The sequence below is a fragment of the Mucilaginibacter sp. P19 genome (assembly GCF_050632265.1).
GTDB lineage: Bacteria > Bacteroidota > Bacteroidia > Sphingobacteriales > Sphingobacteriaceae > Mucilaginibacter > Mucilaginibacter gossypii.
In genome coordinates, this window is record NZ_CP192586.1 from 5,194,453 (window position 1) to 5,208,684 (window position 14,232).

The following is a 14,232-nucleotide window of genomic DNA, read 5'->3' on the forward strand; positions in this document are numbered from 1 at the left end:
GGATCAACCCCATATTGACCTTGCGCAAGGTCGAACGTAGAACAGAGATGTTTTACTTTTGTTTTAACAATTTAAAAAAAAGACAAAAAAAGCCTCCCGGATAACCGGGAGGCTTAATAAATTATTTAAGTAGCTGGCAATTAAGCTTCCAACTCTTCTGCTTTTGAAGCCATCAGGCGGTCAAATTCTTCCTGTGAACCTACACGGATATTCTCGTATTCGCGTAAACCGGTACCTGAAGGTATTAAGTGACCTACGATAACGTTTTCTTTCAGGCCAAGCATGTTGTCTTTTTTACCTGCGATAGCTGCTTCGTTCAGTACTTTGGTAGTTTCCTGGAACGATGCTGCCGAGATAAACGACTTGGTGCCTAACGACGCCCTGGTGATACCTTGCAGTATCGGGCTTGATGTTGCAGGGATAGCGTCACGCACTTCAACCAGTTTAAGGTCGCGACGTTTCAATACCGAGTTTTCATCGCGTAAGCGGCGTAATGAAACTATCTGACCAGATTTCAATGTAGTTGAATCACCCGGATCAGTAACAACTTTCTTGTCGTAAATTTCATCATTCTCGGTCATGAAATCCCATCCGTCGACAGCTTCACGCTCTAAGAAACGGGTATCGCCCGCATCTTCGATAGATACCTTCTGCATCATCTGGTGAACGATAACCTCAAAGTGCTTATCGTTGATCTTCACACCCTGTAAGCGGTAAACTTCCTGGATACCGTTAACAAGATATTCCTGCACTGCAGCAGGGCCTTTGATAGCAAGGATATCCGCCGGAGATATCGAACCATCTGATAATGGCATACCAGCTTTAATAAAGTCATTATCCTGTACAAGGATGTGTTTTGAAAGTGGTACAAGGTATTTTTTAACCTGGCCATCTTTTGATTCGATGGTGATTTCGCGGTTACCGCGTTTCACGCCACCTAAAGTTACCACACCGTCAATTTCAGTTACTACAGCAGGGTTTGAAGGGTTACGTGCTTCAAATAACTCGGTTACACGTGGTAAACCACCTGTAATATCTCGCGTTTTACCGGTTGAACGAGGGATTTTAGCAATAACCTGACCGGTTTGTAACCTATCGCCTTCATCAACAGCGATGTGTGCACCTACCGGAATGTTATATCCTTTAATGATGTTACCTTTATTATCAGCAATCTGGATAGCAGGGTTTTTAGTTTTATCCCTTGTATCGATGATCACTTTTTCGCGGTGACCGGTTTGCTCGTCAGATTCTTCACGGAAAGTGATACCTTCCAATACTGCATCGAACTGGGCAATACCTGCAAATTCAGAGATAATTACCGCGTTATACGGATCCCATGAACAAATACGGTCGCCTTTGGTGATCTTGCTGCCATCTTTTACATACAGGTATGAACCGTATGGAATATTATTGGTAACAATTACTTTATTGCTTCCGGCTTCGATAATGCGGAACTCGCCCGAACGGCCTAATACCACATCAACAGAGCCATCTTCAGCAGTTTCATAAGTTACAGTACGTACGTTCTCAAACTCGATGATACCATCAAACTTAGCGTTGATCTGAGATTCCGCAGCAATGTTTGACGCGGTACCACCCACGTGGAATGTACGAAGTGTTAACTGTGTACCAGGCTCACCGATTGACTGTGCAGCAATTACACCAACAGCCTCGCCTTTTTGCACGCGTTTACCGCTTGCAAGGTTACGGCCGTAGCACAATGCACATACGCCACGTTTGCTTTCGCAAGTTAATACCGAACGGATCTCGATACCTTCTAACGGAGAATTCTCGATCTTTTTGGCAACCTCTTCGGTAATGTCCTGACCGGCTACTGCTAACAATTCGTTAGTGATAGGGTCATGAACATCATGAAGCGTAGTACGACCTAAAATACGGTCATATAAAGGCTCAACAATATCCTCGTTATCTTTCAGTGCAGTTGTGTAGATACCTCTTAAGGTACCGCAATCAACCTCACCAACAATCATATCCTGGGCAACGTCATGCAACCTACGGGTTAAGTAACCAGCATCCGCTGTTTTTAACGCCGTATCCGCCAAACCTTTACGGGCACCGTGGGTAGAGATGAAATACTCCAATACCGACAAACCTTCTTTAAAGTTTGAAAGGATCGGGTTTTCGATGATCTCACCACCTGAACCTGATTTTTGAGGCTTAGCCATCAAACCACGCATACCTGCAAGCTGACGGATCTGCTCTTTAGAACCACGCGCACCTGAATCAAGCATCATGTAAACAGAGTTGAAGCCCTGGTTATCATTGCTCAGGATATCCATCACGTTAGCAGTTAAGCGGTTGTTGATACGTGTCCAGATATCGATGATCTGGTTGTAACGCTCGTTGTTGGTAATGAAACCCATGTTGTAGTTACCCATAACCTCATCAACCTGCTTAGAAGCTGTTTCGATCAAAGTAACTTTCTCTGCAGGGATATTGATATCCTTCAGGTTAAATGATAAACCGCCCTGGAACGCCATTTTAAATCCTAATTCCTTAATATCATCAAGGAACTGGGCCGCGCGTGCCATACCGGTGATTTTCACTACTTCACCAATGATATCACGAAGTGATTTTTTGGTAAGCAGCTCATTGATATAACCTACTTCTACAGGTACATGCTGATTAAACAACACGCGGCCTACAGTAGTATCAATAATTTTGTTTACGATTTTGCCATCGCGTTCTTTAACTAAAGCTTTAACTTTAATGAACGCATGCAGATCAAGTTTTTTCTCGTTATAAGCGATAATTACTTCTTCTGCAGAGTAAAAAGTTAAGCCTTGTCCTTTAACCACGCGCGTTTCATCAGTTTTACGGCCTTTGGTTATGTAGTACAAACCAAGCACCATGTCCTGAGATGGTACAGTAATAGGCGTACCGTTAGCAGGGTTAAGGATGTTGTGCGAAGCAAGCATCAGGATTTGGGCTTCCAAAATTGCCGCGTTACCAAGTGGTACGTGAACGGCCATCTGGTCACCGTCAAAATCCGCGTTGAATGCTGTACAGGTTAATGGGTGCAATTGGATCGCTTTACCTTCAACCAGTTTTGGCTGGAACGACTGGATACCCAACCTGTGCAGCGTAGGCGCACGGTTTAGTAATACAGGGTGTCCTTTCAGTACGTTTTCCAAAATATCCCAAACTAATGGGTCTTTACGGTCAACAATCTTTTTAGCAGATTTTACTGTTTTAACCACACCACGCTCAATCATTTTACGGATGATAAATGGTTTAAACAGCTCGGCAGCCATATCTTTTGGTAAACCGCATTCGTGTAATTTAAGGTTAGGACCTACAACAATTACCGAACGGGCAGAGTAATCCACACGTTTACCTAATAAGTTTTGACGGAAACGACCTTGCTTACCTTTCAGGATATCTGAAAGTGATTTCAAAGCACGGTTACCTTCAGTTTTTACCGCGTTAACTTTACGTGAGTTATCGAATAACGAATCTACAGCTTCCTGCAACATACGTTTTTCGTTACGTAAAATCACTTCTGGTGCTTTAATCTCAATTAAACGTTTTAAACGATTGTTACGGATAATAACACGACGGTAAAGGTCGTTCAAATCTGAAGTAGCGAAACGGCCACCTTCCAGTGGTACCAACGGACGCAACTCAGGCGGGATAACCGGAACGATCTTAACGATCATCCACTCAGGGTTATTCTCGATCCTTGTTTTTGCATCACGGAAAGCTTCAACAACCTGTAAGCGTTTTAAGGCTTCATTTTTACGTTGCTGAGAAGTTTCGTTTGCTGCCTGGTGACGCAAGCTAAATGATAATCTCGTCAAGGTCAAGGCGTTTCAATAACTCTTCCAAAGCCTCGGCACCCATTTTGGCAACAAATTTCTGAGGATCTTTGTCGTCAAGGTACTGGTTTTCTTTTGGAAGGGTATCTAATACGTCAAGGTATTCTTCTTCAGTAAGGAAATCCATTTTATTGATTCCGTCTGATTCTTTAATACCCGGTTGGATAACTACGTAACGCTCGTAGTATATAATAAGGTCGAGCCTTTTTGTAGGCAAGCCTAATAAATAACCAATTTTGTTTGGCAATGAGCGGAAGTACCAGATGTGTGCAACAGGCACCACCAGGTTGATGTGGCCCATGCGCTCACGACGTACTTTCTTTTCGGTTACTTCAACACCGCAACGGTCGCACACGATACCTTTGTAACGGATACGTTTGTATTTACCGCAATGGCACTCATAATCCTTAACCGGACCAAAAATACGCTCGCAGAACAAACCATCACGTTCGGGTTTGTAAGTACGGTAGTTAATGGTTTCCGGCTTTAAAACTTCACCGCTTGAACGCTCAAGGATAGACTCGGGAGAGGCTAAACTGATGGTAATGGTGGTAAAGTTACTTTTGATTTTATTATCCTTTTTGTAAGACATAGTCTACTTTGATTTTTTAAAGGTAATTTTTTAGGCGAAAGGTAAAAGGCGAAAGGTAAAAGGTTTCGGAACCTGTCCTAACCTTTCACCTTTGGCCTTTAAGCTTTAACCTTATTCTAATGTGATATCCAAACCTAAGCCGCGTAACTCGTGAACCAATACGTTGAATGATTCAGGAACTGATGGCGTTGGCAGGTTTTCACCTTTAACAATAGCCTCATATGTTTTGGCACGGCCGATAACATCATCCGATTTAACGGTTAATATCTCCTGCAAAATGTTTGATGCACCAAATGCTTCCAGTGCCCAAACCTCCATCTCACCAAAACGCTGACCACCAAATTGTGCTTTACCGCCCAATGGTTGCTGAGTGATCAATGAGTACGGACCGATTGAACGGGCGTGCATCTTATCATCAACCATGTGACCTAATTTCAGCATGTAGATAATACCTACAGTAGTTTGCTGATCAAAACGATCACCTGTTAAACCATTGTATAAGTAAGTACGGCCTGATTCAGGCAAGTTGGCTTTCTTAATCCACTCTTCCACTTCTTCGTGGCTTGCACCGTCAAAGATTGGAGTAGCAAATTTAACACCAAGCTCTTTACCGGCCCAGCCTAATACGGTTTCATAGATCTGGCCCAAGTTCATACGTGAAGGTACACCCAGTGGGTTCAACACAATATCAACCGGTGTTCCATCTTCAAGGAAAGGCATATCTTCGTCACGTACAATACGAGCAACGATACCTTTGTTACCGTGACGGCCTGCCATTTTATCACCCACTTTAAGCTTACGCTTTTTAGCGATGTAAACTTTAGCCATTTGCACGATACCTGATGGAAGCTCATCACCCACGCTGATAGCGAATTTATCACGACGGTAAGCACCTAACTCTTCATTGTACTTAATGTTGAAGTTATGAAGAAGGATCTTGATCTGATCGTTTTTATCATCATCAGTAGTCCATTTCGTTGGGTTAATGTTATCGTAATTAAGCTCAACTAATATCTTTTGGGTGAATTTAACACCTTTAGGAACCTGTAACTCTTTGTAAACGTTATAAACGCCTTGCGAAGTTTTACCGTTAACGATCTCAAATAACTTTTCGATCAAAGTATTTTTCAGATCTTTCACAGCTTTATCATGCTTGTTATCCAATTTCTCTAACTGTGCTTTTTCTTCAGCTTTTGAAGTTTTCTTAGCACGAGAGAACAATTTGGTATCGATAACAACACCGGCAATTGACGGCGGGGTTTTCAATGAAGCATCTTTAACGTCGCCGGCTTTATCACCGAAGATAGCACGTAACAGTTTTTCTTCCGGTGATGGGTCTGATTCACCTTTAGGGGTGATCTTACCAATCAGGATGTCGCCTTCTTTAACCTCGGCACCTACACGGATGATACCGTCTTCGTCAAGGTCTTTAGTTGCTTCTTCTGATACGTTAGGGATATCTGGTGTTAACTCTTCCTCACCTCGTTTAGTGTCACGAACTTCAAGCTCGAACTCTTCAACGTGGATTGAAGTAAAGATATCTTGTGAAACAACACGCTCAGAGATTACAATCGCATCCTCAAAGTTATATCCCTGCCAAGGCATGAACGCTACTTTAAGGTTACGGCCTAATGCAAGCTCGCCATTTTGCGTAGCGTAACCTTCGCAAAGTACTTCACCTTTTTCAACCCTCTGGCCTTTTTTAACAATAGGCTTAAGGTTCATGGTGGTGCTTTGGTTGGTTTTCTTAAACTTGGTTAAGCGGTAGCTTTTGCTATCTCCTTCAAACGAGATCAAACGATCAAGTTCGTTACGGTCATATTTAATACGGATTTCGTTAGCATCAACATACTCCACCACACCATCGCCTTCGGCGTTGATCAGGGTACGGGAGTCTTTTGCCACACGGCCTTCCAAACCGGTACCAACAATCGGCGCTTCCGGACGTAACAATGGTACGGCCTGGCGTTGCATGTTTGAACCCATCAATGCACGGTTAGCGTCATCATGCTCTAAGAACGGAATAAGCGAAGCCGCGATTGAAGTGATCTGGTTTGGAGCAATATCCATCAAATCCAGACGCTCCGGCTCAATAACCGGGAAGTCACCTTCGAAACGTGCTTTTACACGCGGCAATTCAAACTCACCTTTATCATCGTATACAGCGTTTGCCTGGCCAATGGTTTTACCGTCTTCATCTTCAGCAGATAAATAGATAACCGGCTCGTCAACCATAACTTTACCTTCAACTACACGTTTGTACGGAGTTTCGATAAAGCCTAAGTTGTTGATCTTAGCGTGTACACAAAGTGATGAAATCAAACCAATGTTCGGACCTTCAGGAGTTTCGATAGTACACAACCTACCGTAGTGGGTGTAGTGAACGTCACGAACCTCGAAACCTGCACGCTCACGCGACAGACCACCGGGACCTAAGGCTGACAGACGCCGCTTGTGCGTGATCTCTGCCAGTGGATTGGTTTGGTCCATGAACTGTGACAACTGGTTTGTTCCGAAGAACGAGTTGATCACAGATGATAATGTACGTGCGTTGATCAGGTCGGTTGGGGTGAACACCTCGTTATCACGAATGTTCATACGCTCACGAATAGTACGGGCCATACGTGCCAAACCTACGCCAAACTGAGCATAAAGCTGCTCGCCAACGGTACGCACACGACGGTTTGACAAGTGATCGATATCATCCACCTCAGCTTTTGAGTTGATTAATTTGATCAGGTATTTAACAATCGCGATGATATCCTGCTTGGTTAAAACCTTCGTTTCTTCCGAAGTGCTCAATTTTAATTTACGGTTGATGCGGTACCGGCCCACATCACCCAGGTCATATCTTTTATCTGAAAAGAATAAACGATCGATGATACCACGAGCTGTTTCTTCATCAGGTGGTTCAGCGTTACGTAACTGGCGGTAGATATGTTCAACCGCTTCCTTCTCAGAGTTGGAAGTATCTTTCTGTAAGGTATTGTATATAATAGTATAATCACCGCTGGTTGAAGCATCTTCCTTGTTAAGGATGATGGTTTTAACACCAGAGTCGATGATCATATCAATATGGTCATCTTCCAGTAAGGTTTCACGCTCAAGGATGATCTCATTACGAGGGATAGAAACTACCTCACCGGTATCTTCATCCACAAAGTCTTCGATCCATGTTTTAAGGACCCTTGCAGCAAGCTTACGGCCAATATATTTCTTAAGGCCTGATTTGCTTACTTTAACCTCGTCGGCCAGTTCAAACAGCTCTAATATATCTTTATCAGAGTCATAACCAATGGCACGAAGTAACGTAGTAACCGGGAATTTCTTTTTACGGTCAATGTAAGCATACATCACGTTGTTAACGTCTGTAGCAAACTCAATCCATGAACCTTTGAAAGGAATAACACGGGCCGAGTATAATTTTGTACCGTTGGTGTGGCGGCTCTGACCAAAGAACACACCTGGCGAACGGTGTAACTGTGATACAATTACACGCTCGGCACCATTAATAACAAATGTACCTTTTGGCGTCATGTATGGGATAGTACCCAGGTACACGTCCTGTACAATTGTTTCAAAATCTTCGTGCTCCTCGTCATTACATGACAGGCGAAGCTTTGCTTTTAATGGTACGCTGTAAGTTAATCCGCGTTCGATACACTCTTGTATATCATAACGGGGCGGATCAATAAAGTAGTCAAGAAACTCCAGGACAAAGATGTTTCTTGAATCTGAAATAGGAAAGTTTTCGGCAAACACTTTAAACAGCCCTTCTTTATAACGGTTGTCGGAAGTGGTTTCCAATTGAAAAAATTCCTGGAAAGATTGTAACTGAACATCCAGAAAATCAGGGTAATCAAGTACCTTTCTACTGGTTGCAAAGTTTACTCTTTGATTATTATTGTTTGCCAAGGTATTTAAATTTTAGTTATTAATTTTTGTAGATGTGAGACTTGAGACATGAGATCTGAGATATGAAATAGCGATTTGAAAAATCTCAAATCTCATATCTAATATCTCACATCTAATTCAAAACCTTTATAAACAGCAATAGACCCCGACCGTTTATGGTCGGAGTCTTGATGCTATATTTCAGTAGGTTAAATTACTTAACCTCAACTACTGCTCCGGCTTCTTCTAATTGTTTTTTCAAAGATTCAGCTTCTTCTTTAGTTACACCAGTTTTAAGTTCTTTTGGTGCACCGTCAACAAGATCTTTAGCTTCTTTCAAACCAAGGCCAGTTAAGTCTTTTACTAATTTAACAACTGCTAATTTAGCGCCACCTGCTTCTTTCAGGATAACGTCAAATGCAGTTTGCTCAGCAGCAGCTGGAGCAGCATCGCCACCGTCAGCAGCAGGAGCAGCAACTGCTACAGCAGCAGCAGCAGGCTCAATACCATACTCATCTTTTAATATTTGAGCTAATTCGTTTACTTCTTTTACTGTTAAGTTTACCAACTGTTCAGCAAACGCTTTTAAATCCGCCATTTTATTTAAATTTTTACTTTTAATGCTTTTTGTTTGTTATTGTCGAACTCTTGTGAGGCGTTCGTTAACCTCTTTCTTGTAATGTTTTTACAAGGCCTGCAATTGTAGTTCCGCCTGATTGTAGTGCAGAAAGTACGTTTTTGGCAGGTGATTGTAGTAAGCCAACTATCTCGCCGATCAGTTGTTCTTTTGATTTCAGTTTGGTTAAAGTATCTAACTGGTTATCACCTATAAATACTGCCGAATCAATATAAGCTGCTTTTAAAATTGGTTTTTCACCTGTTTTCCTTAATTGTTTGATCAACTTTGCCGGAGCAGTTGCTGACTTTGAGAAAAGAATTGATGATGAACCTTTTAATACATCATATATAGGGCTGAAATCACCGCCTGCAGCTTCCATAGCTTTTTTGATCAAGCTATTTTTGGTTACCTGCATCGTAATGTCGTTTTCGAAACATTTACGGCGGATGTTGTTGATCTTGGCTACAGTTAAATCAGAGGTATCAGTGATATAAAAATTACCATACTCTTTGATTTGCTCAGTTAGGGCTACAACAAGGTCGTATTTTTCTTCTTTATTCATGATTAGATCCCCGCTACTGATTTAGTTTCAACTGTAATTCCAGGCGACATAGTTGAAGAGATATGAATGCTCTTGAAATATGTTCCTTTTGCTGCAGAAGGTTTTAATTTAGAGATTGTTTGCAATACTTCTAATGCATTCTCATAAATTTTATCTGCAGAGAAAGATGCTTTTCCTATTGAAGTGTGGATAATACCGGTTTTGTCAACCTTGAAATCGATTTTACCACCTTTTACCTCAGTTACAGCTTTACCAACTTCTGGGGTAACTGTACCTGATTTAGGGTTTGGCATAAGGTTACGCGGGCCTAAAATACGACCTAAACGACCTACCTTCGCCATAACACTTGGCATAGTAATGATAATATCAACATCAGTCCATCCGCCTTCAATCTTGGCAATATAATCATCCAAACCTACGTAATCTGCACCTGCGTCTTTAGCTTCTTGTTCCTTATCAGGAGTACAAAGAACTAATACACGTACAGTTTTACCGGTTCCATGAGGTAATGTTGCAATACCACGTACCATTTGATTGGCTTTACGTGGGTCAACACCTAAACGAACGTCTATATCAACTGATGAATCAAATTTAGTAAGGGTTAATTCCTTTACCAATGCAGATGCATCCTGTAATGTGTACGATTTGTTTGCCTCAATTTTGGAGAGTGCCACTTTTTGATTTTTTGTTAATCTTGCCACTGTCTTTAAACTGATTTGTATAAATTAATTAATTCCAGGGAGCTGTACCTGATACGGTAATTCCCATGCTGCGGGCAGTACCTGCCACCATTTTCATGGCCGATTCAACTGTGAACGCGTTCAAGTCAACCATTTTATCTTTTGCTATAGTCTCAACCTGTTCCCAGTTAACACTGGCAACTTTTTTACGGTTAGGCTCAGCAGAACCACTCTTTAAACCGGTAGCTTCCAATAACTGGATAGCAACGGGAGGGGTTTTGATGATAAATTCGAATGATTTGTCAACATACACAGTAATCAAAACAGGCAATACTTTTCCAGCTTTGTCCTGGGTGCGTGCATTAAATTGTTTGCAAAACTCCATGATGTTCACACCTTTTGCACCCAATGCAGGGCCAATTGGTGGTGATGGGTTTGCGGCGCCGCCTTTAACTTGCAGCTTAACCATTGCACCGATCTCTTTTGCCATTTTAATTTACTTTAATTATAAACTCAATGTTAGTAAGTGGAAGCTAAGTAACATTTAAGATTGTGTCGATTTCGGATTTGGGAATTTCCATTTCGGATTTAACTCCCGCTTCTTTCATCTTATATTTTAAATTCAATAATTTCGAAATCGAAAATCCGACATCCGAAATTATTTGAAAACTATTCTTTCTCTACCTGCATGTAATTCAATTCAAGCGGCGTACGGCGCCCGAATATCTTTACCATTACTTTCAGTTTCTTTTTTCTTCGTTAACCTCTTCAATAACCCCGCTGAAACCGTTGAAAGGCCCGTCCATAACTTTAACGGCCTCACCAACATAATAAGGTACATTCATGGTTTCGCCCTGTGCGCTCATCTCGTCAACCTTACCTAAAATACGGTTAACTTCTGACTGGCGAAGCGGTATAGCATTTCCGGCTTTATCGCCCAGAAAACCTATAACACTGTTTATATTTTTAATGATGTGTTCAGTTTCGCCATCTAAAACAGCTTCCATAAGCACATAGCCCGGAAAGTAGTTACGCTCTTTCGCGATCTTCTTTCCATCACGCATCTGGTAATACTTCTCCGTAGGTATTAATACCTGTGGTACCAAATGACTAATGCCCAAACGGCTAATTTCGGCATCTATGTATTGTTTAACTTTCTTTTCCTTACCACTAATAGCCCTAACTACATACCATTTCAATTGATCACTCATCTCCGTCTCCCCTGATATTATGTTAGTGATGTGTAAAACAGTTTAAGCAAATAATTAATGATCTGGTCCATACCTAAGATAACCAGCGCAATAATTATAGCGGCAACCAATACCAAAACAGCGCTGCTTTGAAGCTCGCGCCATGTAGGCCAGGTAACCTTTTCGGTTAACTCGATGTATGACTCTTTAATATATTCAGCTACGCCTGCCATTTTTATATTGTGCTTAAGCACGGGAACAAGGATTCGAACCCTGATCAAAGGTTTTGGAGACCTCTATTCTACCGTTGAACTATTCCCGTGTGTTATTTATAATAAGAAAACATAAGTTTGCCGTTGAAGGCTAAACTTATGTTTTCAAATTAACCTTTTTATTGAAATATTATTATTTCAAGATTTCAGTTACCTGACCAGCACCTACGGTACGACCACCTTCACGGATAGCGAAACGTAAGCCTTTTTCCATTGCGATAGCGTTGATCAGTTTTACAGTGATGGTAACGTTATCACCTGGCATAACCATTTCTACACCTGGCTCTAATGAAATCTCACCAGTAACGTCAGTGGTACGGAAATAGAATTGCGGACGGTATTTGTTGAAGAATGGAGTGTGACGGCCACCTTCTGCTTTTGATAATACGTAAACTTCTGCTTTGAAGTCGGTGTGAGGAGTTACTGAACCTGGTTTGCAGATAACCATACCACGACGGATATCAGTTTTCTCAATACCACGTAACAATAAACCTACGTTGTCACCAGCTTCGCCACGATCAAGGATTTTGCGGAACATCTCAACACCAGTTACAGTTGATTTCAAGTTTTCAGCACCCATACCAAGGATGTCAACTTGCTCACCTGAGTTGATTACACCACGCTCAATACGACCAGTAGCAACAGTACCACGACCAGTGATTGAGAATACGTCTTCAACAGGCATTAAGAAAGGAAGATCTGTTAAACGTGGAGGGATTGGGATGTAGCTATCTACAGCATCCATCAACTCCATGATTTTACCAACCCAGGTAGGATCGCCGTTAAGACCACCTAATGCAGAACCCTGGATAACTGGGATATCATCGCCTGGGAATTCGTAGAATGATAATAATTCACGAACTTCCATTTCTACTAACTCTAATAATTCCGGATCATCAACCATGTCAACTTTGTTCATGAAAACAACAAGTGCAGGTACACCTACCTGACGAGCTAACAGGATGTGCTCACGAGTTTGTGGCATCGGACCATCAGTTGCAGCAACTACGATGATTGCACCGTCCATTTGCGCAGCACCAGTAACCATGTTTTTCACATAATCCGCGTGACCTGGACAGTCAACGTGTGCATAGTGACGGTTAGCTGTTGAATATTCAACGTGGGCAGTGTTGATGGTAATACCACGTTCTTTTTCTTCAGGAGCCGAGTCAATTGAATCAAATGAACGAGCTTCTGATAAACCTGCATCAGCCAAAACTTTAGTGATAGCTGCGGTAAGGGTTGTTTTACCGTGGTCAACGTGACCGATTGTACCGATGTTTAAGTGCGGCTTACTGCGGTCAAACTTTTCTTTTGCCATGATCTATAAATTATTTTTGTAGGTTAATTTTAACTTTAATGTATGTTTTATAACACTGAGCCAACAATGGGATTTGAACCCATGACCTCTTCCTTACCAAGGAAGTGCTCTACCCCTGAGCTACGTCGGCTAATTTTTTGTTCATTGGTTCACTCGTTTATCAGTTCATTGGTCTTTGCAGCCGCCACTAATGAACAAGTGAACTAACCGACTAATGAACCAACCGAGCGGAAGACGAGGTTCGAACTCGCGACCTATAGCTTGGAAGGCTATCGCTCTACCAACTGAGCTACTTCCGCTTATTCAGTTTTAGGTTTGCAGTAATCAATTAGCAGCTTAACCGCTCATGACACCCATTCCTCAAACCCTTTTAATCAAGTTAGCAGTTTATAGTTCGGTTAACAAAACTGCTAACTGCGAACTACAAACTGCTTACTTTAATAAGTGGGGGAGAAGGATTCGAACCTTCGTAGCCGAAGCAACGGATTTACAGTCCGTCCCATTTGACCGCTCTGGTATCCCCCGGTAGTTATTTCCGGATTTGCGATATCCAAAATTGAAGCTAAATACCTCAATCCGAAAAAAACTGAGCCTCCTATCGGGATCGAACCAATGACCTACTGATTACAAGTCAGTTGCTCTACCAGCTGAGCTAAGGAGGCTTATATTTATCTTGCCTTTCTATTACCTAAACCTAAAGTGGCTTTCGATAACGGAGCGCAAAAGTAATAAGCTTTTTGATATTTTAAAGAACTATTTTAACTTTTTTTCGAGGCGTTAAATACCTCCCCGAAAGGGACTGCAAATCTACAAAAAATAACGCCACGTCAAAATTTTTTATCAAAAAAAATCGGCAGGCTAAAAACCTGCCGATTTAGGCTTAAAACAAGCCTTTTTATAATATTAAAAACCCTCCTCAACTGCCGTTAAAACAGCTTTTTTTGCTGTAGCATCAGCAAGGGCTTTCTTTTGTTTATGCTTTTCAATTTGCTTCCTCAGGCTTTCAACCGCCAAGTCGGTAGCTTCCTCAAAACTCTTACACTTCTCTTTTGCAAATATTTGATTTCCGGGTAGCAATAATTTGATCTCCGTTATCTTATTACATTCATCTTCCACATTCTCAAGCTTTAAGTAAACTTCACCGCTAATAATATGGTCATAAAACGTATCAAGCTTATCAGCTTTTTTCTGAATAAAATCTAAAAGTTTCTTGTCTGCGGTGAAATGAATTGACTGCACTGTAATTTTCATGTTTCCTCCTTT

At 41.6% G+C, this 14,232-nt stretch carries 8 protein-coding genes, 5 tRNA genes and 2 pseudogenes; all 15 read right to left on the bottom strand.

Annotated features, from left to right (window positions below):
* Positions 1-140 precede the first annotated feature (140 nt).
* Positions 141-4,431, bottom strand: a pseudogene (gene rpoC / locus ACQ86K_RS25360) (DNA-directed RNA polymerase subunit beta').
* Positions 4,432-4,542: 111 nt separating this feature from the next.
* Positions 4,543-8,346 carry a DNA-directed RNA polymerase subunit beta gene (gene rpoB, locus ACQ86K_RS25365; protein WP_091166600.1) on the bottom strand — a complete coding sequence of 1,268 codons (3,804 nt, stop codon included), beginning with the start codon at positions 8,344-8,346 and terminating at the stop codon, positions 4,543-4,545.
* A 193-nt stretch (positions 8,347-8,539) separates the two neighbouring features.
* On the bottom strand, positions 8,540-8,923 hold the full coding sequence (gene rplL / locus ACQ86K_RS25370) for a 50S ribosomal protein L7/L12 (protein ID WP_022833154.1): 384 nt from the start codon (positions 8,921-8,923) through the stop codon (positions 8,540-8,542).
* Positions 8,924-8,987: 64 nt separating this feature from the next.
* The gene (rplJ, locus tag ACQ86K_RS25375) at positions 8,988-9,506 is read right to left on the bottom strand and encodes a 50S ribosomal protein L10 (protein WP_090528670.1); all 519 of its coding nucleotides are present in this window, start codon (positions 9,504-9,506) and stop codon (positions 8,988-8,990) included.
* A 2-nt stretch (positions 9,507-9,508) separates the two neighbouring features.
* The gene (rplA, locus tag ACQ86K_RS25380) at positions 9,509-10,207 is read right to left on the bottom strand and encodes a 50S ribosomal protein L1 (protein ID WP_090528673.1); all 699 of its coding nucleotides are present in this window, start codon (positions 10,205-10,207) and stop codon (positions 9,509-9,511) included.
* 28 nt (positions 10,208-10,235) lie between these two features.
* A complete protein-coding gene (gene rplK, locus ACQ86K_RS25385) occupies positions 10,236-10,676 on the bottom strand; it encodes a 50S ribosomal protein L11 (protein WP_090528676.1) in 441 nt (146 codons plus the stop codon).
* 179 nt (positions 10,677-10,855) lie between these two features.
* Positions 10,856-11,397: pseudogene (gene nusG / locus ACQ86K_RS25390) on the bottom strand (transcription termination/antitermination protein NusG).
* 17 nt (positions 11,398-11,414) lie between these two features.
* Entirely contained in the window at positions 11,415-11,609 is a 195-nt protein-coding gene (gene secE, locus ACQ86K_RS25395) for a preprotein translocase subunit SecE (protein ID WP_090529653.1), read from the bottom strand.
* Positions 11,610-11,627: 18 nt separating this feature from the next.
* A tRNA-Trp gene (locus ACQ86K_RS25400) sits at positions 11,628-11,698 on the bottom strand.
* 83 nt (positions 11,699-11,781) lie between these two features.
* Entirely contained in the window at positions 11,782-12,969 is a 1,188-nt protein-coding gene (tuf, locus tag ACQ86K_RS25405) for an elongation factor Tu (RefSeq protein ID WP_091166595.1), read from the bottom strand.
* 58 nt (positions 12,970-13,027) lie between these two features.
* Positions 13,028-13,099 (bottom strand) — tRNA-Thr (locus ACQ86K_RS25410).
* Between the two features lie 96 nt (positions 13,100-13,195).
* Positions 13,196-13,268, bottom strand: a tRNA-Gly gene (locus ACQ86K_RS25415).
* Between the two features lie 145 nt (positions 13,269-13,413).
* Positions 13,414-13,494, bottom strand: a tRNA-Tyr gene (locus tag ACQ86K_RS25420).
* Positions 13,495-13,558: 64 nt separating this feature from the next.
* A tRNA-Thr gene (locus ACQ86K_RS25425) sits at positions 13,559-13,631 on the bottom strand.
* A 241-nt stretch (positions 13,632-13,872) separates the two neighbouring features.
* Complete coding sequence (gene hpf / locus ACQ86K_RS25430; protein WP_091166593.1) at positions 13,873-14,220, bottom strand: ribosome hibernation-promoting factor, HPF/YfiA family; 348 nt, start codon at positions 14,218-14,220, stop codon at positions 13,873-13,875.
* Positions 14,221-14,232: the final 12 nt, after the last annotated feature.